Raw genomic sequence first — 25,643 nt, 5'->3', positions numbered from 1 at the left:
CTGAATAGTTTAGAAAACAACAAAAAGGAGAACGAAAATGGTAAATTTTAAGGAAGACGAAAGACTGTCAACTCTCAATCATTCCTGCGCCCATGTCATGGCACAGGCAGTAAAGCATCTGTACCCTCATGCAAAATTCTGGGTAGGACCTGTGGTAAAGGAAGGATTCTATTATGATATCGATCTCGGCAACGATGTGGTCAACGATGAAGTGATCGCTGCCATCGAAAAAGAGATGAAGAAGATCTGCAAGGAAGGCAAGAAGATCTACAGAAGAGAAGTCTCCAAGGCAGAAGCTATGGAAATGTTCAAGGACGATATGTACAAGCTGGACCTGATCAGCAATCTGGAAGACGGCAACATCACAGTATACGACCAGGGAGATTTCACCGATCTGTGCCGAGGACCTCACGTAGACAACACCAAGCTGTGTAAGAACTTCAAGCTGGTAAAACACTCCGGCGTTTACTGGAAGGGCGATGCCAGCAACCACGTGATGCAGCGTATCTACGGTGTCTGCTTCCCTACCGCAGAGGAACTGGAAGCGCATCTGAAGGAGTTAGAAGAGGCCAAAGAGCGTGACCACAGAAAGATCGGCAAAGAGATGGAACTGTTCATGACCGATGATCTGGTAGGCCGTGGACTTCCTATGTTCCTTCCTAAGGGTTACACCGTATGGCAGGAGCTGGAGAATTATATTAAGGACAAAGAGAGAAGACTGGGATATCTGCACGTTATGACTCCCTGTGTCGGTACTGTAAATCTGTACAAGACCTCCGGGCACTGGGATCACTACAAAGAGAACATGTTCCCTCCCATGGAAGTAGAAGGAGAGTCCTTCGTACTGCGTCCCATGAACTGCCCTCACCATATGATGATCTACGCTAACACGCAGCATTCTTACAAAGATCTGCCTATCCGTATCGGTGAGATCGCCCATGACTTCCGTTTCGAAGCCAGCGGAACCCTGAAGGGTATCGAGAGAGGCAGACATTTCTGCCAGAATGATGCCCATCTGTTCGTAACACCGGAGCAGATCGAGTCCGAGTTCTCCAAGGTAGTAGATCTGATCTTTAATACCTACAAGGATTTCGGTATTACCGATTACAGATGTGTCCTGTCCCTGAGAGATCCGGAGGACAAGGTAAAATATCACGATGACGACGAAATGTGGAACAATGCAGAGGACGCTCTGCGCAAGGTTCTGAACGACCTGGGCATTGAGTATACCGAGGAGATCGGTGAAGCTGCATTCTACGGACCGAAGCTGGATGTAAACGTAAAACCTGCAGTAGGTAACGAGTACACCCTGTCTACCTGCCAGCTGGATTTCTGCCTGCCTGCAAAATTCAACCTGACCTATGTGGACAAGGACGGTCAGAAGAAGACTCCCGTGGTCCTGCACAGAGCAATCTTAGGATCTCTGGACAGATTCATGGCTTATATCCTGGAGGAGACCAAGGGTAACCTGCCTCTGTGGCTGGCTCCCGTACAGGCTATGATCCTGCCGGTCAAGAACGATGACCAAGAGCTGAATGCCTATGCGCATGATCTGTACGGTTATCTGCTGGACAATAACATCAGAGCAGACATCGATGAGCGAGCAGAGAAGCTGGGCTACCGCGTAAGAGAAGCACAGGTGAAGAAGATTCCTTACCTGATCATCTTAGGAAAGCAGGAAGCACAGGACGGCACCGTAAGCTATCGTCTGCATGGACAGCAGAACACCACTACGGTATCCAGAGACGAATTCCTGGCTATGTTAAAGGATGAGATCGCAACCAAGAAGCTGAGCAAGTAATTAAAAAACACCACCCTGCAAGGAAAACGGTATTGATTAAAATGCGTTTTCCCAGTGGGGTGGTGTTTTTGCATGTCGCTATGATTTCGCGAGAGCGAATTCCATTACGATTGCCGGGGAGATGGCAAGGAGTGAACGACGAGTTGAAGTTATTTCCGTGCCACCAGATGTGCACGCATTTTTTTCTGCGCTTCAAAAGAAACAACCTCAAAACTTGTGTTTTCCGCAAATTTTCTGAATTCCGCACCGGAATACATGCGGACATCACCGTGGCCGCACAAGTGTGCAAGCGGCATTTCAATATGATTACACAGCCACAACAGCAGGGATGATTTGGAGGTATAATCTCTCAGAATCAGACGTCCGCCCTTTTTCAGAACCCGGTAAGCACTGTTGAAAAAGTCCTGTGGATTCGGATAGTGATGGAAACTGTTGGAAGAGATGATTGCGTCAAAAGTATTTTCCGGAAAAGGGATGTTCTCACAGTCTCCGACGACGAATGTGGTATTAGACAGATTTTTCTCCTGTGCCACATGGATCATCTCCGGTGTCAGATCCAGACCGGTGAAATGCTTTTCGGGATATTTTTCGTGCAATAATTCAATCGCCGGACCGGTACCGCAGCCGCAGTCCAGTACGGAATCGAAGGACTCTTTTTCTAATTCTTCCAATAAAAACGGATAGTCGTCCTTACACATCTCATAGACACCGGAATGACCGCTGTCATAGATTTTGGCTGCCTCGGTGAACTCTTTTACGGATAATGCTTTATACTCTTCTGATGTCATTGTAAATTTTCCTCCTAGAAGTAGTGAAATGAATAACAATCCGGATCGCAACACTTGATTTTTCTCCAAAATCAGGTCGAACTGTAGTGGAACCATTGATTTCAGAAAAAAATATAAGCTGTTACAAAGATATGGATATGTTTGTGTAATTAATAAAAAAAATAAAGAATAAAATAGTTAGTTACAACTAACAATAAGAATATATCATATTCATAAATAAAAATCCAGTAGTATGTATATTTTTCCGCACACCGCACAAAATAAGGATGACGCGTGGTGGGACTGCGCCTGCTCTTTTGCCGCGTGTCTTTTTTGTAAATGTAGTTTTTGTCCGGTTACAAACTGATTTGTGACGAAGAATGCGGGCCGCCGGCTGCGGCAGAAGGTGAGGGAAATATGGCAGATTTGAAATGTGTCGTAGAAAGTTGTACCTATAATAAGGATTGCCTGTGCAGTAAAGGAGATATCATGGTGGCAGGAAAACATGCCTGCAATTGTGATGACACCTGCTGTGAAAGCTTTGACCACAAGAGAGAAGGAGCGGATTCTTTTACCAGTTCGATCGCACATCCCAGCAAGACGATCAGCATCGACTGTGAGGCTGTAAAATGCGTTCATAACAGCAATTACAAGTGTGTGGCGGATCATGTGGATATCAAGGGCTGCGGCGCCTGTGACTGTAAGGAAACAGCATGCGCTACCTTTTCTGAAAAATAAGAGAGCGGTTTCTGCTTGACAAAAATCCTGAAAATGCAGATAATAAGGCATGGAAACAGGTCGGCGGGAGACCGCCGGTACATAAAAATATAAAAATATTAAAAAAACGGGGTTGACATCAGGAAAACTTCGTGGTATTCTATTTAAGCGTGTGAAGAACACGACACAACAAGCAGAGTATCCACTCTCACCTTACGGCGCAGGCTGGTAAGCGTTCAGATTTTTCATAGACAGAGAACTCGTTTGGAATTTGTTTGAATGAGGGCAGTCCGTGAAGGGAACAGGTGGATAGTTATGCTATCTGCTTTTTTTATTGTTTAACACATTTTCTTATGGAGGTACACAACCATTAGCGATTTAATGATTAATGAACAGATCAGAGACAAAGAAGTACGACTGATTGGAGAAGACGGAGAACAGCTCGGAATCGTTTCTTCCAGAGATGCTCTGAAGATGGCAGAGGAAGCCGGACTCGACCTGGTGAAGATTGCTCCTACGGCAAAGCCTCCTGTTTGCAAGATCGTGGATTACGGTAAGTACAAATACGAGCAGGTGAGAAAAGAGAAGGAAGCAAAGAAGAAGCAGAAGGTCATCGATATCAAGGAGATCAGACTTTCCCCCAATATCGATACCAACGATCTGAACACCAAGATCGGTGCAGCCAGGAAGTTCCTGACCAAGGGAGACAGAGTGAAGATCACCCTGAGATTCCGCGGCAGAGAGATGGCACACATGAACAACAGCAAGCATATCTTAGATGATATCGCACAGAGCCTGTCCGATATTGCGGTAGTGGAAAAAGCTCCCAAGGTAGAAGGCAGAAGCATGACCATGTTTTTAACTGAGAAGCGTTAATTCGTACAGTTAAAAAGTGTCGGATTCCGACACGATAGATTAAGTAAAGTTTAGGAGGAACTCGTTATGCCCAAAATGAAGACAAGCAGAGCAGCAGCTAAGCGCTTTAAAGCAACAGGAACCGGTAAGTTAAAGAGATCTAAAGCTTACAAGAGCCATATCTTAACCAAGAAGTCTACCAAGAGAAAACGTAATCTGAGAAAGCCTGCAATTACGGATGCAACTAATGTTAAGAATATGAAGAAGATTTTACCTTATTTATAATTCAGGCGAGGAGGAAATAAGACATGGCAAGAATTAAAGGTGGCTTAAATGCCAAGAAGAAGCACAATAGAGTATTAAAGCTTGCAAAGGGCTACAGAGGCGCAAGAAGCAAGCAGTACAGAGTAGCAAAGCAGTCTGTTATGAGAGCTCTGACCAGCTCTTATGCAGGTAGAAAAGAGAGAAAGCGTCAGTTCAGACAGCTGTGGATTGCTCGTATCAATGCAGCAGCCAGAATGAACGGTTTATCTTACAGCAAGTTCATGTACGGTCTGAAGCTTGCAGGCGTTGATATGAACAGAAAGATGCTGGCAGACCTGGCAGTTAACGATGCAGAAGGTTTCAAGACCCTTGCGGAGCTGGCTAAGTCCAAGATCGCATAAATAATAGCAACTGTTAAGGCTGGACACATTATCTTCGGATGGTGCGGACAGCCTTTCTTTTTTGTAACTATTTGGAAGGAGACCATTATGATAAATCCCGGAATGATGATGAAACTGATGAATGCGAAGAATACCTTTGAGAGCAATCATCCCAAATTTGCAGCGTTTGTAAGCAGATTTTTTATGGGCGGAGTGATCACGGAAGGAACTATTATCGAGATCACAATCACAAGACCCGGCGAAGAGCCCGTGTCCACGAATCTGAAGGTACAGAAATCCGATCTGGATCTGGTAGAGGAGCTTAAGAATCTGAGATGAAGATAATATTTTTTGATATTGACGGAACCTTAATATGCGGAGGAAGTGAACTGATGTCAGAGAGCACGAAGGAAGCCATCCGCATCGCCAGAGCCAACGGTCATATCTGCATGATCAACACCGGGCGTACGAAACGGCTGGTTGGGGAAAATCTTACCGGACAGGTGGAATTCGACGGATTGTTATTGGGCTGCGGAACGGAGATTGAATATCATGGAAAACAGCTGATGCACAAGACATTTTCCATGGAGGAGTCTAAGGCAATTCTGGCAGCCATGAAAAAATATCATGTGGATGCTGTCCTGGAAGGCAGCAGGGAAGACTATGCACCCAGAGGAGAAGAAGTATTTACCGAGACCTTCCGTCATATGGCACGTGAGATTGAGAATCGAAAATACGATCGTTATGCTAATGCACCGGGCAACTATGATAAATTATATGCTTATGCAGAGACACCGGCGGGAATGGACGGAATGAAGCATGACCTGTCGGAAATACTGGATTTTATTGACAGAGAACAAGGGTTTTATGAGATTGTCCCCAAAGGATATTCCAAGGCAACAGCAATCCGTTACATTACGGACTATTTGAAGATCCCCATGGAAGACACTGTGGCCATCGGAGACAGCAATAACGACCTGCCGATGTTAAAGTATGCCCACACCAGCATTGCTATGGGTAATTCCAGTAAACAGGTGTTGGAAACAGCAGATTATATCACCACGGATGTGGATAAAGACGGCATCTGGAACGCTCTGAAGTGGTTGGGTGTTTTAGACAAGTAAAACGATTAAGAATCTGACAGCTTGTACTAAAATGTGCAAAATGTACAAAAAACAGTGGCAAAACTTATATATTATGATGATTTGCATAAAACCTATTTACAAAACACCTATCTGGTGCTATGATAAGTTCATTAAAAGGTAAAACGATTAACTTACAGAAAAGAAGAATACAGCAGTATAACAGCCAGATGGCTGTTTCTTTTCTCACAAAAGATTAAACGATTAACCTTTGGGACGAACAAGGATAGGAGAAAGGTATGGGACATCACAGGAAGCAGCTGGAATACGGAAATATCAGGATCACAGACAAGCTGTTCGGTGAATACGTGCAAAAGGTCAGTGAGAAGATCATTCCGCATCAATGGAAGATCTTGAACGATCAGCTGGAGGACTCCGAACCTACCTACTGTATTCAGAATTTCCGCGTGGCAGCGGGGGAGCTGCCGGGAGAGAGAAAGGGGGTAGTTTTCCAGGACACGGACCTGTATAAATGGCTGGAATCCGTAGCATTCTGTATTGCCGGGGGGCAGGGCAGAGAATACGAAGCACTGGCAGATAAAGTGATCGAACTGGTAGGAAGGGCGCAGGAGACCGACGGATACCTGAACACCTACTACACAGTCAACGAGCCAGACAAAAAGTGGTCGAACCTGGTGGAAGGACACGAGCTTTACACGGCAGGACACATGATAGAAGCAGCGGTTGCTTACTATCAGGCCACCGGGAAGACGAAGATTCTTAACATCGCCAGGAAAAATGCGGATCTAATCTGCAGAGTATTCGGTACTGGCGAAGGACAGAAAAAAGGTTATCCCGGACATCAGGAGATTGAACTTGCGCTGGTAAAGCTTTACCGGGTGACCGGCGAAAAGCAGTATTTGGACACCGCATCTTATTTCCTTCATGAGAGAGGGAAGAAGCCAAGCTATTTTTTACAGGAGATGGAAGACAGAGGCGGCTGGGAATTTTTCCCGGAGTTCAAAAATTACGATCTGGAATATTCACAATCACATATAGAACCGGTAAAGCAGAAGACAGCGGAAGGGCATGCGGTAAGAGCCATGTATATGTGCTCCGCCATGGCAGACCTGGCTGTGGAATGCGAGGACACCGAGATGCTGGAAGCCTGTAAGCGGCTGTGGGACAGCACGGTGAATCACAGAATGTATCTGACCGGCGGCATCGGATCCAGTGGTTTTCGGGAGAGGTTTACCACGGATTACGATCTGCCGAATACCACGAACTATTCGGAGACCTGCGCTTCCATCGGACTGATGATGTTCGGACAGAGGATGAGCGCAGCCACCGGAGAGGCGGGCTACTACGATACCGTGGAACTGGCATTGTACAATACAGTGCTGGCGGGCATCAACAGAGCGGGAGACAGATACTTTTATGTGAATCCTCTGGAGGTCGTACCGGAGTTCTGCACGGAGCATACTTACATGGATCATGTGAAGGCTGTCAGACAGAAATGGTTCTCCGTGGCATGTTGTCCGCCGAATGTGGCGAGGACGTTAGCGTCTCTTGGACAATACATCTACGCACAGGAAGAAAATGCGGTATGTATCCACCAGTTCATTTCCTCCACTGCAAAGGCAGTCCTGGAAAGTGGAACCGTGGAGATCGGCATGGAATCCACACTGTTGCAGGATAGTAAGGTGAAGATCCGGACGAGACAGGACAGTGAAGTAACCTTTAAGATCCGCCGCCCCGGATATGCGGGGAAACAGGAGATTACAGTGGATGGCCAGACAGCAAAGGCTGTTTTGGAAAAAGGCTATCTGCTGATAAATACTCCGGCGGGAGAGCATGAAATCTGTATTGATTTCGGTGTAAAGCCCAGATGGATCGCCGCCAATGACGAAGTGAGAGCGGATGCTGGAAGATGTGCATTGATGAACGGCCCCGTGGTCTACTGTCTGGAGGAGACCGACAACGGAAAATATCTGGCAGACCTGTATGTGGAAGAGAACACAGAGGTCACGAAGGGGAATCCGCAGACGGATCTCCCGGGAGAGATTCCGACATTACAGTATGAAGCTACAAGGATCCATAACCGGTCCACCGAACAGGGAAACCTGTACGGAGAGCTGAAACTGGAGAAAGAACAGATGCACCTTACAGCAGTTCCCTATGGGCTCTGGTGTAACCGTACACCGGGAGAAATGCTGGTGTGGGTCAAGGTAAAGGTGTAGAACGGTGAACGTGTAAGCGTTTACAATCGGGTGTTTACAACGACAACCTATTGTCGTTATAATAAAGAAAGGTAAAGGAGAGAAAGGTATGAAAAACAAGAAAATCGTAAGTACAGTCCTTGCAACCGCAATGGCAACAGCAATGGTACTTACAGGGTGTGGCAACAGCAATCAGGCACCGGCAGCATCCGCAGATGCAGGAAGCCAGCCGGCACAGACACAGACGAGTTCTGACAGTGGCAGTGGTGAGAGAGTACATATCACCTATGCACAGTGGGGTAACGAGACGGAGACTGCAGCAACTCAGAAGGTGGCTGACAAGTTCAACAGTGAGCAGGATCGTATCGAAGTAGAAGTGGTTAAGATCGACCATGATACTTATGTAACCAAGCTGAATGCCATGGCAACTGCAGGAGAGCTTCCCGATACCGGTATTATGAGTGAGGCCGGTGTACTGAAGTTCGCAGAGAACGGACTGTTGGCTGACATCAGCTCCATGTACGGCGAAGGCGATGCAAAGCCTCTGGATGCACTGACCTTCAAATATCAGGGAACGCCTGTTGCTTATTCCGCAGCAAACGAGGTACTGAATCTGTGGTACAACATTGATCTATTAAACGAAGTATGTGAGAAACAGAATCTGGATGTCAAGGAAATGACTCCTCCCGCAAGTGCAGCAGATGCCTGGGACTGGAATACTTTTGTAGAGACAGCACAGAAGCTTACCATCGATATCAATGGTAAAAATGCTCTGGATCCTGACTTCGATCCCAACAATATTGATATTTACGGATGTACCATCAATACCCTGCCCTGGCAGCTGGAAGTATGGGCACTGTCCAACGGCGGCGGTTACTACAGCAAGGATGGTTCTGAGTGCACCATCAATGATCCCGCAACCGTAGACGCATTACAGAAGATTGCAGATCTGTCTGAAGTATATCACTGCGCACCTCCCGTAACCAGTGCAGCAAACGCTCTGGAGTCTTCTTTGGGAAGCAAGAAGGTCGTTATGGCAACTGATGGTGCATGGAATGTCGGCACCTTCCTTGGGCCGAGCGCTGACTTCGAATATGGCGTAGGTGTTCTTCCTTATATGAAGGAAAAGGTTACCATCTGTACCGGTGGCCCTAACGTAGTATTTGCTACTACCAAGCATCCTGAGGAAGCAATGGAGTGGTTAAAGTGGTATTATCAGGAAGAGAATTCCTGGTCTCTGATCGAAGCAGGTACCTGGATGCCTATTCTGGATTCCTGGTATACTGATGCTGAGAAGACAGATAAGTGGATCGATAATCCTAATTTCCCCGATAAGGATATGTATAAGAGCGCAGTTGTTGACTATGCAAAGGACAACATGGTATCCACATCCTGGTACTATGTGAACGGCACCGATGAATTCAACGCTACTTTGGATACTGTATTCTCCAATGTATGGGCCGGACAGCAGACCATGCAGGAAGCAATTGATGAGAATCTGGAAGAGTTACAGGGAATCTACGAGGCTAACAACCAGTAATACTATTACCGCAACAATGTATTGGGACAACATAACAGGTGGCTTACAGTGATGTGGCCACCTGTTGTTATCAGAAGATTTGGAATTATTCACGAAAATAAGTTACTCTTTGCAAAAATGTGTGAAGAAATGAGGGTTACAATGAAAAAAGGGAAACAGAAAAATAACGCTACAACAAGAGCAGGAAGAAAGGAAGAACTGACCGCATATCTCTGTCTGATACCGGCATTCCTGGGAGTGACCTTGATCAGCTATCTTCCCACACTTGCAGTATTTGTATTAAGTCTGTTTGACTGGAACGGCATTACGAAGCCGGAATTTATAGGGCTTGCCAATTTCCAGCGTATTTTTACGAAAGATATCTATTTCTGGGATTCTATCAAAGCAACTGTATGGTATGCTTTTCTGGCGGTGATCGGTGCCGTGGTATACTCACTGATCATAGCGATCCTCTTAAACATGAATATAAAAGGCCGGACATTGTTCCGCTCCCTGTTCTTCATCCCGTATCTGCTGCCGGCCATCGGCGTATTTAAAGGATGGGAATGGTTATATGAAGGTAACTTCGGTCTGTTCAACTTCGTGCTCCGGATGATGGGACTTCCGAAGCAGAGGTTCCTGGACGACCCGAATCAGGTTATTCCCTGTCTGGTGCTTATCGCCATATGGACCAGTGGCAACCTGATCGTTATCTTCCTGGCGGGATTACAGAATGTCCCCGGCGTATACATAGAAGCAGCGAAGATCGATGGGGCCAATGCATGGCAGAGATTTTGGAATATTACGATCCCCAGTATCACTCCCATTATCTTCTACAATGTGTTGACAGCACTGATCACACATTTACAGGTCATCAACCCGGCACTGGCGCTGACCAACGGCGGACCCGGTAAACGATCCATGTTCATGTCCTATGTGATCTATATGTATGGTTTCCAGAAGAACAAGATGGGCTACGCTGCGGCGTATGCGGTGATCTTCTTCATTCTTGTGGGTATATTTACCATAGTTCTGTTCAAAACACAGAAAGAACAATTATTTGGAGAGGAGGAATAGAAGATGGCAGCAAATTTATCACCGAGTAAAAAACGGAAACAACTGGTTCTGGATCTGGTGGCAACGCTGATCGTACTTTTGCTGGCACTGTTAGTGGTACTGCCGATCTGGTGGATCTTCCGGTCCTCCCTGATGAGTACGGCAAAATTGAACGAGTATCCGCCTTCCTTCATTCCTCATGAGTGGTTGTGGGCGAACTATTCAAAAGCCTTGGAGACCTTCGAATACTGGAGATATTTCCGGAATACTTTCTCCATCATCATTCCGGCAGTTACTTTTGGTACGGTGACCGCAATTTTCTGTGGCTATGCTTTTGCAAGACTTCGTTTCCGCGGCAAGAAGCTGATCTTTAATATCTGCGTCGGAACGATCCTTCTGCCCAGCATGGTTACCCTGCTTCCTCTGTACGTGGTATGGACCAAGGGACTGGGACTGGGGGATACCTACTGGCCGCTGATCCTGCCGTACTTAACCGGTGGCGGTTTCTTCAATATTTTCCTGATCCGTCAGTTCCTCATGACGATCCCGAAGGAGCTGGACGAGGCAGCATCCATTGACGGTGCGGGCAGAATGCGTATCCTGTGGACGATCCTGGTGCCATCCATCAAGCCGGCAGTTGTGGTAGTAGCCATGATGCTGTTTATCCAGATCTGGAACGATATGCTGCAGCAGCTGATCTACATTAACAGTATGTCGAAATTCACTTTTGCCGTGGCACTGACGAACTTTACCGGATCCTTCGGCACCAACTGGCCGGTAGCACTGGCAGCGACGTTCATGACAATCCTGCCTGGTATCGTGATCTATATCTTCGGACAGAAGAGTTTCGTGGAAGGTATCGTTCTGACCGGTATGAAGAATTAACACAGCCTGTTGTGATATAGGGAAAAGTTGTGTTAGAATGGTGGTAGACAAGTCGCTTACAAAAGGGAGGGACACTATGCCTACCATAAAAGAGATCGCCAGAGAGTGCGGGGTATCCGTGGCAACGGTATCCAATATCATCAACGACAAGGGAAAAGTGGGCGAAGAGACCAAAAAGAGAGTGCTGCAGGTGATTCAGGAGATGAATTACACGCCGAACATCGTAGCGCAGAATCTGAAGACGAAGAATACCCGGAGTATCGGGGTCATCGCGGAGGATATGACAGTCTTTGCCCTGCCGGATATCATCGACGGCATCACGGAGTATTGCGAAAAAGAAGATTATCAGATCCTGCTGGTGAATTTACGTCTGTATAAAAAATACGGAGATGCCTATTATCAGGACAATATCCACCGGAACATCGTGCAGAAGGAGATCCAGAAGCTGCTGTCGAAGCAGGTGGAGGGGATCATCTATGTGGCGTCTCATGAGAGACTGATCAATGTGATCCCGGCGGATCTGCCGATTCCTACGGTGGTGGCCTACGGATTTACCAACAAGCCGGAGATCCCCTCTGTGGTGGTAAAGGATAAGGGCGGTGCCGAGCAGCTGGTACGGTATCTGATCTCCTGCGGACACAAACGAATCGGTGTCATCGCCGGGAAAAAGGAAAGTATCCACACACAGTCCCGACTGGAAGGATACCAGAGCGCGTTGTTCGAAGCGAATCTGCTGTACGATCCCGGAATGATCGTTTACGGAGAATGGGATCGTGAAAGCGGTTATGAGCATACGGAAGAATTGGTGAAGCGGGGAGCTACGGCGATTTTCTGTATGAATGATTTTATGGCGGGCGGAGCCTATGACCGACTGGATGAACTGGGATATACGGTAGGTAAGAACATTGCGGTGGCAGGCTTTGATAACAGGGAAATGGCAAGCTATGAGAAGCCGGAGCTGACCACCATGGGACTGCCGTTACATGACATCGGATACTGTGCCAGCGAGGTGATCTTAAAGCTTCTGCGGGGCGAGGAGATACATCAGAAAAACGGGGTGTATTCCGTGGAGTGTAAGCCGTTTATAAGGAATTCGGTGAATATGATATAATGAGCGCAAGAGAGCCAGAGAGAGCTTGCTCACTCTCGGCGATCAGACCGGATTACGCATGTTTGTTGTAATTTCGGGAGTTCGAAGAACGAAGAAATCATTTATAGAAAAACTTGGGAGAGATTGGGGCATGAAACAGGTTAAGATTACATTAGATAAGGCATACAAGGTGGCGAAGGTGGATGACCGTCTGTTCGGTTCCTTTATTGAGCATCTGGGCCGGGCGGTGTACGGCGGTATCTACCAGCCGGGACATCCCACGGCGGACAAATACGGTTACAGACAGGACGTGGTACAACTGGTCAGAGAACTGCAGGTTCCCCTGATCCGTTATCCCGGTGGTAACTTCGTATCCAACTTTTTCTGGGAGGACAGTGTAGGCCCTGTGGATAAGCGTCCGGCCAGACTGGATCTGGCGTGGAGATCTCTGGAGCCGAATACCTTCGGACTGGAGGAATTCTACCATTGGACGAAGCAGGTGAATGCACAGATCATGATGGCAGTGAATCTGGGTACCAGAGGTGTGGCAGATGCCTGCAATCTGCTGGAATATTGCAACCATCCCGGCGGCTCCAAATATAGCGACCTTCGCAGATCCCACGGTGTGGAAAATCCCTATAATATCAAACTGTGGTGCCTGGGTAATGAGATGGATGGCTCCTGGCAGCTGGGCAGCAAGACTATGGACGAATACGGACGGATCTCGCAGGAAGCGGGCAAGGCCATGAAACTGATCGATCCTTCCATCGAGCTGGTATCCTGTGGAAGTTCTTATCGGGAGATGCCTACTTTCCCTCAGTGGGAAGCTACCACACTGGAACACAATTATGATTATGTAGATTATCTGTCCCTGCATACCTATTACGGCAATGCAGCTATGGACAGCAATGATTATCTGGCAAAATCCGATGACATGGATGATTTCATCCGTACGGTAGTGTCTGTCTGCGATTATGTCAAAGCGAAGAAGCGCAGCAAGAAGCAGATCAACTTAAGCTTCGACGAATGGAATGTATGGTTCCACGCCAGCAAGGAGGATGCCGACACCACAGAGAATCATCCCTGGCAGAAAGCCCCTCATCTGCTGGAGGATCATTATACCTTTGAAGATGCCCTGATGGTAGGTCTGATGATGATCACGCTGTTAAAGCATGCGGACCGTGTAAAGATCGCCTGTCTGGCACAGCTGGTGAATGTCATTGCACCGATCATGACGGAGGAGAACGGGATTGCCTGGAGACAGACCATTTTTTATCCTTTCTATCATGCATCCTGCTATGGCAGAGGAACTGTATTGCAGTTGGCTATCGACAGCCCGAAGCATGAGACCAGCGGCCACGGAGGCATCACAGATGTGGAAGCGGTAGCGGTATGGAATGAGGAAGCGGAGGAAGTGACCGTATTTGCCGTGAACCGTAATCTGGAAGAAGACCTGCCCCTGACCATGGACCTGCGCAGTTTCGAAGGCTATGAACTGATCGGCAAGACCGAGCTGGTATCCGATGACTTACAGACCGTGAACTCCGCAGCAGGAGAGAAAGTACAGCCCCGTCAGGCCGACGATGCCAAAGCAGAAGGCGGCCAGTTGGAGACCGTGCTGAGGAAAGCATCCTGGAATGTGATCCGGCTGGGAAGAAAATAAGATAGTGACAAAAGTGGAAAGCCAGTTAAAAAATGATAGCCCCTGGCAGGGTATAAGAAAGGTGGCCACCTTTTCCTTATACCTTGCCGGGGCTATTCGTTTCATAAAAATGTTTTCTTTGCCGAATTTGTGAAAAAACTTCTTTTATACAGTTCTTTTTTTATAAAAAGTGCATTTATAACGGTTTTTATGAAATGCAAAACTCCTGAAGCGGCAGAAGGTCCTCCGGGAACTCTGTTTGTATTTAAAACGCCAATTTCTGCGAAAAAAATACAAAAACATGAGATTTTGCTATGTAAAAAGTCTCTATTTTCGCTACATAAGCAAAATAAAGAAATTCCGTACAAAAAATCCTGGTTTAGGAAGTTTTTTGTACGGAATTCATTGTTTTGAGGCTCTTTACACCAAACTAACTCTCCAGTTACAACAGGGAAAAAGTGCTTCCTGCTTGGAAATAATAAAAACTGTGGGAATGCCGATAAATACTGGCTTTCCCATGTTTTCAACGAATTTTCAAATAAGCAGATAACGGGAATCGAACCCGCCTTTCCAGCTTGGGAAGCTAGCGTTCTACCGATGAACCATATCTGCAAATGGTACAAGAAATATTATAACTGATATTGTTTCCTTTTTCCAGTATTTTTTTGAAAAAAGGGAACAACAATGCTAAAAGAGTTTGCATCGAAAGAGCAGACATGGGATTCCTCTGGCAGAGGTTCTTCATTTTCCAGACGGGATGCTACAGCCGGTTCAAGGGCATCATAAGCCATGGCATAGGCAGCTTGAATGTCTTCTCCCTGCGTCATGCATTCTGGAAAATCAGGAAAGGTAATCCAAAACCCACCTTCTTCAGCTTTGTGAATTAATGCGGTATAAAAAAGTATATTCAAAGTATATTCATAGATATCCTCATCTAAACGTGGAACGGGTGTGATAATTAACGGCGTCATGGGTAATCACAAAATTATTAGTAAGAAAAAACAGAATATTTCAGAATAGCATCAGCCGCCGAGTGTTCTACGGGATATTCAATAAGGTGAACCTAGACACTGGCGATACGGGCGAACCGCACTCCTCCCGGAACTGATGCCAAAGTTATTATATAACGATACGCAGAAGGGCACAATGGAAAGTGACTGTTTTGCGTATTTTTTTACATATTGACAATATTCCGATTTCGGATTATAATGCCACTTAGTCCGAAATCGGATAAAAATAGACGAGGAAATTCGGAATTACAGGAGGAGAGCGGTCATGGAAGAGGAAAGAGGGAAATCTTATGCGCAGATCACATTGTATAATCAGCTGATCAAAGAAATGGATGACCTGTACCGGGTCTATGCAAAGAACTGCAATCTGTCGGAGACGGCTTTCTGGATTCTGTATTGTATCCGGGAGCGGGAAGAAGAGGCATTTACCCAGCGGGAGATCTGCGAATATTGGTTCTACACACCCCAGACGGTGAATTCTGCACTGAAAAATATGACGGAGGAAGGTCTGCTTACTCTGCGTGCGGAGGAAGGCAACCGCAAGAACAAGAGAATCTATCTTACGGAGAAGGGGAAGGAGACCGTGGATAGGATCGTGGTTCCGTTGATGGAGGCGGAGCGCCGGGCGCTGGCGGCTGTGGGAGAGCAGGAGGAAGAAGTGTTCCTGCGGACCATGAAAAAACATACGGAATTATTCCGCGGAGAAATAGTGAAACTGACAGAGGGAGCGGAGCCCATATAATCGTCGTAATCTTCGGGGACGACATGAAAAATTATGCCTGCACAATGTGTATAAGTACATGACGCAAAAGTGCCGGAAGGCATGTAGATTACAGAAAGGCATGCAGGCTACAGAAAGACATGAGGTTATTATGAAAATACAGTTATCAGATCATTTTAGTTATAAGCGGCTGCTGCGCTTCGTGGCACCGTCCATTTTAATGCTGCTATGTACTTCGGTGTACAGCATCGTAGACGGTTTCTTTGTATCCAATTTTGTGGGAAAGACACCTTTTGCCGCTCTGAATCTGGTGATGCCGGTGCTGATGGGAGTAGGAACCATCGGATTCATGGCGGGTACCGGAGGAAGCGCCGTGGTCTCCATGACTCTGGGAGAAGGTAAAAAGAAGCTTGCCAACGAATATTTTTCCCTGATCGTATATGTGACGCTGGCGGTATCCATCGTGGTGGCACTGATCTGTTTTGCACTGGCACCACAGATCGCTCTGGCACTGGGAGCAAACGGAGAACTGGAAGCGGATTGTGTGCGTTATTCCCGGATTCTGTTTTTATCCACACCGGCATTCGTTATGCAGTATCTGTTCCAGAGCTTTTTCATTGCAGCGGAGAAGCCGACACTGAGTCTAAAGGTAAATGTGATCGCGGGACTGACCAACGCGGTATTGGATTACGTGCTGATCGTGGTGTTCCCTCTGGGACTGGCGGGAGCGGCGCTGGCAACGGCGGCAGGACAAGTCGTCGGCGGAGTAATCCCAATCATCTATTTTGCCGGAAAAAACAGTAGTCTGTTGCGACTTGGAAAGACAAAGTGGCACGGAAAAGTCATCTGGCAGACCTGCATGAACGGTTCTTCCGAACTGGTGACGAATCTGTCTACGTCCATTGTTGGTGTGCTCTATAACTTTCAACTGATGGAAGCGGCCGGAGAAAACGGCGTGGCGGCATATGGTATCATTATGTATGTGGATATTATCTTCATGACCTTGTATCTCGGTTATTCCCTGGGATCTGCACCTATCGTAAGCTTCCACTACGGTGCCGTCAATCATGCGGAATTGAAGAATCTGTGCCGGAAAAGTCTGGTCATTATCTCTGCCTGTGGCGTAATCCTCCTGACAGCTTCCCAGATTCTTGCGGGGCCACTGGTGAAAATTTTTGCAAGCTATGATCAGGAACTGCTGGAAATGACTACCTGGGGATTCCGTATCTACGCCATTGCCTTCCTTGTCCGTGGCATGAATGTGTGGGGTTCCTCCTTCTTCACAGCACTGAACAACGGAGCTGTATCCGCAGCGATTTCCTTCCTGCGCACCTTCGCATTCCAGATCGTCATCGTGCTGATCCTGCCGAAGCTGATCGGCATTACCGGCGTATGGCTGTCCATTGTGCTGGCGGAGTTCCTGGCACTGTTTGTGACGATCGGATTTTTGATCGCCAAGAGAAAACAATATCATTATGCGTAACTATTCAGAACCATGCAAAACTGCGTTCTGCGAATGCCTGCATTCAGGCAGATAAGCAGTTTTATATGGCGAAGTAACCATATGAGCAGAGAACAGGCAGGCTTGTTCTCCAAGGAAGCCTCGTAGAGGCAATTTTGCGAATGGGGTTCTGAATAGTTACAATTATGCTTAAAATAATCCGGTGTGACACTTATAAAACAGTGCGCACCGGATTGTTCCCTTGACAGAAAAATGACAAATACTTATACTGAAAGAGCACTTTGTTCTCTATAAAAGCGCAGAAATGAGGAATTGAAAATGGGTGTTTTATCGAACTTAGAACCGAAGAAAGTATTTTACTATTTTGAAGAGATCACGAAGATCCCTCATGGCTCCGGCAATGTGGAGCAGATCAGCGATTTCCTGGTGGACTTTGCGAAAGCACATAAGCTTTTCTATATACAGGATGCTATGAAAAATGTCATTATGGTCAAGGAGGCAACTCCCGGATACGAGAAGGAACCGGTGGTGATCCTGCAGGGACATATGGACATGGTAGCGGTGCAGACACCGGATTGCACCATGGATATGAAGACGGAAGGACTGAAGGTAGGAATCGACGGAGACAGCGTCTATGCGGAGAATACCAGCCTCGGCGGCGATGATGGTATTGCTGTGGCTTATGCACTGGCATTATTGGATTCCGAGGACATCAGGCATCCCCGTTTGGAAGTCATCATTACGGTGGATGAGGAAGTCGGTATGGACGGAGCCAGAGAGATTGACCTGTCTATGTTACAGGGTCATCGCATGATCAATCTGGATTCCGAGGACGAAGGCATTTTCCTGACCAGCTGTGCTGGCGGTGCCAGAGTGAACTGCCGTTTCCCGATGAAAAAACAGGAGCTTACGGGCGTGCGCTATGAGGTGGAAGTCTCCGGCCTCTTAGGAGGACATTCCGGCGGAGAGATACATAAGGAAAGAGGTAATTCCAATTGTATCCTGGGAAGGCTCCTGTGGAAGCTGTCTGAGAAAATGCCTGTAGGACTGGTATCTGCGGACGGAGGACTGGCAGACAATGCCATCCCCAGACAGACGAAAGCAGTCGTCGTAGTAGAGGAAAAAGATGCGGAAAGCTTAGAGCAGCAGGTAGCAGCTTTGGCAGCAGAACTGGGGGACGAACTTGCCACCAAGGATCCGGATGTAAAAGTAACCGCAAAAAAGTTAACAGACACTGCAGAGACAATCACCTGTGCTGCGCCGGAAGATACAAAACGTGTGGCAGCCTTTTTACAGGCGACTCCCAACGGCGTACAGGCGATGAGCGCAGATATGCCGGGGCTGGTACAGACTTCTCTGAATCTGGGTATCCTGAAAGCAGATGCGGAAGTTTTGCGGGCAGAGTATTCTGTCAGAAGCAGCGTGGAAAGTGAGAAAGATAACCTGATCGCAAAGCTTTCTGCACTGGTGGAACTGACAGGCGGCGATTACGTGGTGACCGGAGATTATCCCGGCTGGAAATACCGTGTGCATTCTCCACTGCGGGAAAAAATGGTGAAGCTGTATGCGGAAATGTACGGCATTGAGCCCAAGGTGGAGGCTATCCATGCAGGACTGGAGTGCGGACTGTTAGGCAGCAAGATCACAGACCTTGATTGTGTATCCATGGGACCGGATATGAAGGACATTCATACGACCGAGGAGACCTTAAGCATATCTTCCACGAAGAGAGTATGGGAATATCTGGTAAGGGTTCTGGAGACGAAGGACTGACTGAATTTGAGTAACAGGAAGTCCAGAGAAGCCAATAAGATAGAAACGATCGAAAAATGTAAAGAGTTTGCAAATTGAAAAAGCTAAAATATAAATAACGTTTGGAGGAAATACACTGTCACGGCGGTGTCAATAAAAAAATGAGCGATAAGATTTTATTCCAGTGTGACTATAATGAGGGAGCGCATCCGAAGGTGCTGGAGCACCTGGTGCAGACCAATATGGAGCAGACACCGGGCTACAGTGAGGATAAATACTGTGAAGAGGCGCGCGAGAAGATCCGTAAGGCATGTGGGGATGACAGCCTGGCAGTCCATTTCCTGGTAGGTGGGACCCAGACCAATGTCACAGTGATCAATGCAGCACTTCGCAGGCACCAGGGCGTGCTCTGCGCTGTCACGGGACATATCAATGTCCATGAGACCGGTGCGGTGGAAGCCTGCGGACATAAGGTACTGGGACTAGAAAGCCCCGACGGTAAGATCACGGCAGCACAGGTAGCAGAGACTTACGAAGCCCATATTCACAACGACAGCTTTGAACACATGGTACAGCCGAAAATGGTTTATATTTCAAATCCCACAGAGGTTGGAACCATTTACAGCAAAGCGGAACTGACCGCTCTGTCCGAGACCTGTCACAAATACGGACTGTATCTGTTCTTAGATGGCGCCAGACTGGGCTACGGACTGGCAGCGCCGGACAATGATCTGACATTGCCGGATATCGCGGCGCTTTGCGATGTCTTTTACATTGGTGGAACCAAGGTCGGCGCATTGTTTGGAGAAGCAGTAGTGATCAAAAACCCGGAGCTTGCACAGGATTTCCGATATCTCATCAAGCAGAACGGCGGCATGCTTGCCAAGGGAAGACTGCTGGGTCTACAGTTTGACGCTCTTTTCACAGATGGTCTCTATCAGGAAATCTCCGCCCATGCCATTGCCATGGCTGAGAAGCTGCGGGAAGCATTTACGGCAAAGGGTTACACATATCTGGCACCCAACCGGACGAACCAGATCTTTGTCATTGTACCAGATGCTCATCTTGAAAAAATCGCAGAGCAGTTCGAGTACAGCTATGACCAACGGATCGATGCCACACACAGCTGCGTGCGATTCTGTACCAGTTGGGCCACGAAGGAAGAAAATGTGGATGCACTGATCCGGTGCGTGGAAAAATTATAATATGTTTGGAAGATTCCGCAAGCCGGGAAAGGCTTGCGGAATTTTAAAAATCAGTAATTAATGAGGTATAGAACAGAGGAGAAAACACATGGATAAAGAAATGACCAATGCCATTCAGTTAAGCATCATTTCAGTGGTTATTGGGCATTGTTTGTTAGTTTAACGATTATAGGAATTGTAAAAATACTGATGGTCTATTTCAAATTTGAACAAGGTAAAAAGATAATTACCGCTTTGTCTGTAGGACTTAGTATAATTGCTGTTTTGTTTTTGGCTATGGCAAGAGAGCCGTATGCGATAACCGTAATGTTCTTATTATTGTTTATTAAAAGCGGTCTGCTTTATAAACAAGCTAAGGCAGGTCAATGCGATATCCAATGAGGTCTTCTGTTAATCGGTCAATGAAGGTGGCATATGAAGGATAAATCATTGGGAAATGGTTTATGGAAAGGGGACGGGAAATGACAGAAAACAGTTATAAGACACCCTGTGGCTGCATTCATTATTTTGTAAATATAATAGACAAGCAGAAAATTACGTTAGTGTTTTTACCGGGACTTACGGCAGACCATAGGCTTTTTGAAAAGCAGACAGAATATTTTGAGAAGAGACAGAATGTGTTTGTATGGGATGCACCATCACATGCATTATCCAGACCATTTACGAATAATTACAGTCTGTCTGACATGGCAGAATGGCTTTATGAAATCTTAGTAAAAGAAGAAATTTATAATCCCATAATTATCGGTCAGTCTATGGGGGGATATCTGGCTCAAATGTATATGGAATTATATCCGGATAAGATAAAAGGCTTTATCTCCATTGATTCTGCACCTCTTCAAAAGTCTTATATGACCGCAGTGGAAATATGGCTTCTTGAAAGAGCAGAGCCATTATATAAGATATATCCATGGAAAGTGCTTCTTAGGGCAGGGTCAAGAGGGTGCGCAGAGACGGATTATGGTCAGAATCTTATGCGGAAGATGATGATGTCCTATGATTCAGATCCTGAAGAATATGCAGGGCTCGCCGGTTTTGGGTACAGAATGCTTGCTGAGGCAATCAAAGCAGATCTGCCATATCGTATCAGTTGTCCGGCACTTCTTATCTGTGGAGAAAAGGATAGAGCAGGTTCAGCAAAAAGCTATAATAAGAAATGGCATCAGAGAGAAGGTTTACCGCTTAAATGGATAAAAAATGCCGGTCATAATTCCAATACTGACCAACCGGATGAGGTAAACAGACTGATAGAAAAATTTTTCAGCGAGGTAGATGGGAAAGGAGTGTCTGGATGATTAAGTGGAGCTCATAAGCATGCTGAAATTGTGTTTGTTAAGCCCCGCTAAATCTTGAGTACTGGGGCTTAATTTATAATTTCTTTGTGCTAAGCCCCGTCGAAACTTAGAAAGTGGGGCGTAAATCTTTAAAATGTTTCAGATAAGCCCCGTTGGCGTTCTGAAAGCGGGGCGTAAATCTTAAAATGTTTCAGATAAGCCCCGTTGGCGTTCTGAAAGCGGGGCGTAAATCTTTAAAATGTTTCAGATAAGCCCCGTTGGCGTTCTGAAAGCGGGGCGTAAATCTTTAAAATGTTTCAGATAAGCCCCGTTAGTGTTTCGATAGTGGGGCGTAATCTACCAAAATTCTACAGTATACCCCGATGACTTCCAAGCAGAAAGATTCAATACGCATATGTGGCTATAGGGAAACACCAAAAGGAAACATAGAGAAAATCAGAAAAGTACCATGATACAACATGAAATGTAACAAAAAAGTCCTTGAAAATCAAGGACTTTACAATGAATCGGAGTGGCGGGATTCGAACTCGCGACCTCCGCCTCCCTAAGACGGCGCTCTAACCAAGCTGAGCCACACCCCGGAACGAAAATTATCATAGCATAGAATTTTATAAAAAGCAAGCCATTTTTTAAATTTTTCAAATTTTTTCTACAATTTTCAAAAGCAAGGTTTCAAATGTAGGATGTTTTACATTTGTAAGGCAATAGGAAGTCCTAATAAGTAAGAGGGTGAAAATAGTAAAGGTGCATTGTTTTAGCGGCTGGATGGAAAAAAGCATTATTTTTCCAAATCAATAAATAAAATACAAAAGCAAAAGACGTCAAAACCTCGTAAAAAGATTTTGACGCCTATACATGAATCGGAGTGGCGGGATTCGAACTCGCGACCTCCGCCTCCCTAAGACGGCGCTCTAACCAAGCTGAGCCACACCCCGAAACGCAAGTAAGATGATACCATGGAATTTTACAAAAAGCAAGAGTTTTTTAATAAAAAGTTAATTTGCCTATTTTGAGTCTATTGTCGTACAATATAATGAGTGTAAGGAAGTCAACATGTTTACATGATTGACGAACGACAACCTTAGCGAATGAATATCCTGTGAAGTAAGATGTAGAGTACGATGGTACGAATGCGTGAGCTTATAATAGAATTACATAAGCTATATCGAGGAAGAACAGAAAATAATACATAAAACAGTGGAGGACAGGTTATGGCCAATACAACGAAACTGGCACTGGAAGCAGCTTTGAAAAAAGAGCTTCTCACGAAGCCTCTGGATAAGATCACCATTAATGAACTGGCAGAGGACTGCGGCATCAGCCGCATGGCTTTCTATTATCATTTCAAAGATATTTACGATTTGGTAGAGTGGGTTTGTGTGGAAGACGGCACGAAGGCACTGCAGGGGAAGAAGACCTACGAGAACTGGCAAGAAGGCTTCTGCCAGATTTTCGAGGCAGTGCTGGAGAACAAACCTTTCATTATGAATGTCTACCGCTGCGTGGATCGCCAGAAGATCGAAAGCTACTTAAACAAGCTGACCTACCAGCTCATTGTGGACGTGGTGGAGGAAAAATGCGCCGGTATGCAGGTGGCGGAGGAACACAAGGAATTCATTGCCGGATTTTACAAATATGGTTTTGTGGGTGTGATGTTAGACTGGATCGATCGGGGAATGAAGGATGATTATCATAAGATCGTTGAAGAACTGGCAATCACTCTTTATGGAAACATCAGCCGCTCCATCGAGAATTTTGAGCAGACGGAAAAAGCAATTCTGAAATAGTATAAGTACTTTACAAAAAGGGCAGGATGATAAAAACTTTATCATTTATCCTCTTTTGTAAATTGGTTTTCTTATAAAAAAGAAGTAGGATACTATTTGTAAACAGAAAAACATTTGAGAGTCATCAAAGAAAGGTGGTAATCATTATGGCAAAAAAGAATAATATCGGACTGGGACTGGCAGCGCTGGCAGTAGGTGCAGGCGCAGTGGCAGCAGTAACCAAGGGACATAAGGCAGAGGTGAAGAAAGAAGAGAGAAAGGCAGCCGTCAAGGCAGCAAAGCAGGACTACCGAAACACTGAACTTGGCAGATATGACAAAAACAGCAAAGGCATCTATTATTCCAACGGTAACTACGAAGCCTTCGCAAGACCTAAGAAGCCCGCAGGAGTGGATGAGAAGAACGCTTACATCGTAGGCAGCGGTCTGGCATCTTTAGCTGCAGCATGCTTCCTGGTACGTGACGGACAGATGCCAGGTTCCCATATCCACATCTTGGAGGCAATGGACATCGCAGGCGGTGCCTGTGACGGCATTTTTGATCCGACCAGAGGCTACATCATGCGTGGCGGACGTGAGATGGAGAACCATTTTGAATGTCTGTGGGATCTGTTCCGCAGCATTCCCTCTCTGGAAGTACCCGGAGCCAGCGTGCTGGATGAGTATTACTGGCTGAACAAGGAAGATCCCAACTATTCCCTGTGCCGTGCAACGAAGGATTGCGGACAGGACGCCCACACCGATGGCAAGTTCAACTTAAGCCAGAAGGGCTGTATGGAGATCATGAAGCTGTTCATGACCAAGGACGAGGATCTGTATGATAAGACCATCGAAGATGTTTTCGATGATGAAGTATTTAACTCCACCTTCTGGTTATACTGGAGAACCATGTTCGCTTTCGAGAACTGGCACAGCGCACTGGAAATGAAGCTTTACTTCCAGAGATTCATCCATCATATTTCCGGACTGCCTGACTTCAGTGCCCTGAAGTTCACCAAGTACAACCAGTACGAGTCTCTGATCCTTCCTATGAAGAAGTATCTGGAGGCAGCAGGTGTGGACTTCCAGTTCAACACCGAAGTGACAAATGTTATTTTCGATATCAATGACGGCAAAAAGGTGGCAAAGGCTATTGAGTGTAAGGTAAAAGGTGTAGAGAAGGGCATTGTCCTCACCGAGAATGACCTGGTATTCGTTACCAACGGAAGCTGTACCGAGGGTACTATCTACGGTGACCAGAACCATGCACCCAACGGTGACGCAGAGGTTCGCACCAGCGGCGTATGGAGCCTGTGGAAAAATATCGCAAAACAGGATCCTTCCTTCGGACATCCCGAGAAGTTCTGTTCTGATGTCTCCAAGACTAACTGGGAATCCGCTACCGTGACCACACTGGATGACAAGATCATTCCTTATATCACCAATATCTGCAAGCGTGACCCCAGAAGCGGTAAGGTCGTAACCGGCGGTATCGTAAGCTGCCAGGATTCCAAGTGGCTCATGAGCTGGACAATCAACCGTCAGGGACAGTTCAAGGAACAGGACAAAAATCAGGTATGTGTATGGGTATACGGTCTGTTTACCGACGTACCCGGCGATTATATTAAGAAGCCCATGAAGGATTGTACCGGTAAAGAGATCACCGAAGAGTGGCTGTATCACTTAGGTGTGCCCGTAGAAGATATCGAGGATCTGGCAGAGCACAGCGCAGTCTGCGTACCTACCATGATGCCTTATATTACCGCATTCTTCATGCCCAGAACCAAGGGTGACCGTCCCGATGTCATTCCCGACGGCTGTGTGAACTTCGCTTTCTTAGGCCAGTTTGCAGAGACCCCGAGAGACACCGTGTTCACCACAGAGTATTCCGTGAGAACCGCTATGGAGGCTGTCTATGGACTGTTAGGTGTAGACAGAGGTGTGCCTGAGGTATGGGGAAGTGTATATGATGTCAGAGAGTTATTGGACAGCAGCGTGAAGCTGATGGATGGCATGTCTCCCCTGGAGATTGAACTGCCCGGACCTTTAAATGCACTGAAGAAGCCTCTGCTTCGCGTAGTGAAGGGTACTGTAGTGGAAAAACTGCTGCGTGACCACAACGTGATCAAGGACGGCATGCTGGATTAGAATTGTAT

At 46.5% G+C, this 25,643-nt stretch carries 24 protein-coding genes and 3 tRNA genes; 21 read left to right on the top strand and 6 right to left on the bottom strand.

Annotated elements, in window-relative coordinates:
• Positions 1–37 precede the first annotated feature (37 nt).
• Positions 38–1,801, top strand: a complete 1,764-nt coding sequence (gene thrS, locus DW835_RS05965; RefSeq protein WP_118730837.1) for a threonine--tRNA ligase — start codon at positions 38–40, stop codon at positions 1,799–1,801.
• Positions 1,802–1,950: 149 nt separating this feature from the next.
• Here thrS and DW835_RS05960 read toward each other — a convergent pair whose 3' ends face one another.
• A complete protein-coding gene (locus DW835_RS05960) occupies positions 1,951–2,589 on the bottom strand; it encodes a class I SAM-dependent methyltransferase (protein WP_118504287.1) in 639 nt (212 codons plus the stop codon).
• Positions 2,590–2,985: 396 nt separating this feature from the next.
• Here DW835_RS05960 and DW835_RS05955 point away from each other — a divergent pair, with 396 nt between their 5' ends.
• From DW835_RS05955 to DW835_RS05900, 12 genes are all read left to right on the top strand, one after another.
• The gene (locus tag DW835_RS05955; protein WP_118504289.1) at positions 2,986–3,306 is read left to right on the top strand and encodes a DUF1540 domain-containing protein; all 321 of its coding nucleotides are present in this window, start codon (positions 2,986–2,988) and stop codon (positions 3,304–3,306) included.
• Positions 3,307–3,666: 360 nt separating this feature from the next.
• Positions 3,667–4,161, top strand: coding sequence for a translation initiation factor IF-3 (gene infC / locus DW835_RS05950; RefSeq protein ID WP_022153560.1), 495 nt, complete (start codon positions 3,667–3,669; stop codon positions 4,159–4,161).
• 66 nt (positions 4,162–4,227) lie between these two features.
• Complete coding sequence (rpmI, locus tag DW835_RS05945) at positions 4,228–4,425, top strand: 50S ribosomal protein L35 (RefSeq protein WP_022153561.1); 198 nt, start codon at positions 4,228–4,230, stop codon at positions 4,423–4,425.
• A gap of 23 nt (positions 4,426–4,448) precedes the next feature.
• Positions 4,449–4,805 (top strand): 50S ribosomal protein L20, encoded by a 357-nt coding sequence (rplT, locus tag DW835_RS05940; protein ID WP_022153562.1) that lies wholly within the window; start codon positions 4,449–4,451, stop codon positions 4,803–4,805.
• An 87-nt stretch (positions 4,806–4,892) separates the two neighbouring features.
• Positions 4,893–5,123 (top strand): hypothetical protein, encoded by a 231-nt coding sequence (locus DW835_RS05935; RefSeq protein WP_182430257.1) that lies wholly within the window; start codon positions 4,893–4,895, stop codon positions 5,121–5,123.
• Positions 5,120–5,908, top strand: coding sequence for an HAD family hydrolase (locus DW835_RS05930; protein ID WP_117465032.1), 789 nt, complete (start codon positions 5,120–5,122; stop codon positions 5,906–5,908). The genes DW835_RS05935 and DW835_RS05930 overlap by 4 nt, the downstream gene beginning before the upstream one ends.
• A gap of 257 nt (positions 5,909–6,165) precedes the next feature.
• Complete coding sequence (locus DW835_RS05925; protein WP_118504293.1) at positions 6,166–8,106, top strand: beta-L-arabinofuranosidase domain-containing protein; 1,941 nt, start codon at positions 6,166–6,168, stop codon at positions 8,104–8,106.
• Between the two features lie 88 nt (positions 8,107–8,194).
• A complete protein-coding gene (locus tag DW835_RS05920; protein WP_118730836.1) occupies positions 8,195–9,625 on the top strand; it encodes a sugar ABC transporter substrate-binding protein in 1,431 nt (476 codons plus the stop codon).
• A 141-nt stretch (positions 9,626–9,766) separates the two neighbouring features.
• The gene (locus DW835_RS05915; RefSeq protein WP_243029025.1) at positions 9,767–10,681 is read left to right on the top strand and encodes a sugar ABC transporter permease; all 915 of its coding nucleotides are present in this window, start codon (positions 9,767–9,769) and stop codon (positions 10,679–10,681) included.
• A 3-nt stretch (positions 10,682–10,684) separates the two neighbouring features.
• On the top strand, positions 10,685–11,545 hold the full coding sequence (locus DW835_RS05910; protein WP_118504299.1) for a carbohydrate ABC transporter permease: 861 nt from the start codon (positions 10,685–10,687) through the stop codon (positions 11,543–11,545).
• Positions 11,546–11,621: 76 nt separating this feature from the next.
• Positions 11,622–12,656, top strand: coding sequence for a LacI family DNA-binding transcriptional regulator (locus tag DW835_RS05905; RefSeq protein ID WP_117465035.1), 1,035 nt, complete (start codon positions 11,622–11,624; stop codon positions 12,654–12,656).
• 130 nt (positions 12,657–12,786) lie between these two features.
• Entirely contained in the window at positions 12,787–14,298 is a 1,512-nt protein-coding gene (locus DW835_RS05900; protein WP_118730835.1) for an alpha-N-arabinofuranosidase, read from the top strand.
• A 101-nt stretch (positions 14,299–14,399) separates the two neighbouring features.
• Here DW835_RS05900 and DW835_RS17810 read toward each other — a convergent pair whose 3' ends face one another.
• The 3 genes from DW835_RS17810 to DW835_RS05890 form a co-directional block, all read right to left on the bottom strand.
• Positions 14,400–14,804: a hypothetical protein gene (locus DW835_RS17810; protein WP_147326645.1), complete on the bottom strand. Its 405-nt coding sequence runs from the start codon at positions 14,802–14,804 to the stop codon at positions 14,400–14,402.
• 14 nt (positions 14,805–14,818) lie between these two features.
• Positions 14,819–14,889, bottom strand: a tRNA-Gly gene (locus tag DW835_RS05895).
• A 17-nt stretch (positions 14,890–14,906) separates the two neighbouring features.
• Positions 14,907–15,248, bottom strand: coding sequence for a type II toxin-antitoxin system HicB family antitoxin (locus tag DW835_RS05890; RefSeq protein ID WP_117465036.1), 342 nt, complete (start codon positions 15,246–15,248; stop codon positions 14,907–14,909).
• 304 nt (positions 15,249–15,552) lie between these two features.
• On the opposite strand from DW835_RS05890, the gene DW835_RS05885 reads away from it, so the two are divergent.
• The 6 genes from DW835_RS05885 to DW835_RS05860 all read left to right on the top strand — a co-directional run bounded on the left by DW835_RS05885 (position 15,553) and on the right by DW835_RS05860 (position 21,722).
• Positions 15,553–16,029: a MarR family transcriptional regulator gene (locus tag DW835_RS05885; protein WP_118504305.1), complete on the top strand. Its 477-nt coding sequence runs from the start codon at positions 15,553–15,555 to the stop codon at positions 16,027–16,029.
• A 130-nt stretch (positions 16,030–16,159) separates the two neighbouring features.
• Positions 16,160–17,491, top strand: coding sequence for an MATE family efflux transporter (locus tag DW835_RS05880; RefSeq protein ID WP_118504340.1), 1,332 nt, complete (start codon positions 16,160–16,162; stop codon positions 17,489–17,491).
• A 297-nt stretch (positions 17,492–17,788) separates the two neighbouring features.
• Entirely contained in the window at positions 17,789–19,243 is a 1,455-nt protein-coding gene (locus DW835_RS05875; protein ID WP_118504307.1) for an aminoacyl-histidine dipeptidase, read from the top strand.
• Between the two features lie 140 nt (positions 19,244–19,383).
• Positions 19,384–20,427, top strand: a complete 1,044-nt coding sequence (locus DW835_RS05870) for a low specificity L-threonine aldolase (protein WP_118730834.1) — start codon at positions 19,384–19,386, stop codon at positions 20,425–20,427.
• A gap of 189 nt (positions 20,428–20,616) precedes the next feature.
• Complete coding sequence (locus DW835_RS05865) at positions 20,617–20,808, top strand: hypothetical protein (RefSeq protein WP_243037066.1); 192 nt, start codon at positions 20,617–20,619, stop codon at positions 20,806–20,808.
• 80 nt (positions 20,809–20,888) lie between these two features.
• Positions 20,889–21,722 carry an alpha/beta hydrolase gene (locus DW835_RS05860; RefSeq protein ID WP_118730852.1) on the top strand — a complete coding sequence of 278 codons (834 nt, stop codon included), beginning with the start codon at positions 20,889–20,891 and terminating at the stop codon, positions 21,720–21,722.
• Between the two features lie 506 nt (positions 21,723–22,228).
• Here the strand turns inward: DW835_RS05860 and DW835_RS05855 are convergent.
• Positions 22,229–22,303: transfer RNA gene (locus DW835_RS05855), tRNA-Pro, on the bottom strand.
• 279 nt (positions 22,304–22,582) lie between these two features.
• Positions 22,583–22,657, bottom strand: a tRNA-Pro gene (locus DW835_RS05850).
• 276 nt (positions 22,658–22,933) lie between these two features.
• Between DW835_RS05850 and DW835_RS05845 the strand changes: the two genes are divergently transcribed.
• Complete coding sequence (locus DW835_RS05845) at positions 22,934–23,509, top strand: TetR/AcrR family transcriptional regulator (RefSeq protein ID WP_118730833.1); 576 nt, start codon at positions 22,934–22,936, stop codon at positions 23,507–23,509.
• 146 nt (positions 23,510–23,655) lie between these two features.
• Complete coding sequence (locus tag DW835_RS05840; RefSeq protein WP_118730832.1) at positions 23,656–25,635, top strand: oleate hydratase; 1,980 nt, start codon at positions 23,656–23,658, stop codon at positions 25,633–25,635.
• Positions 25,636–25,643 lie beyond the last annotated feature (8 nt).

The sequence above is a fragment of the Clostridium sp. AM34-9AC genome, assembly GCF_003480225.1.
GTDB lineage: Bacteria > Bacillota > Clostridia > Lachnospirales > Lachnospiraceae > Acetatifactor > Acetatifactor acetigignens.
Note: the sequence above shows the minus strand (reverse complement) of the source record. Positions and strands in the feature narration are given on the sequence as shown.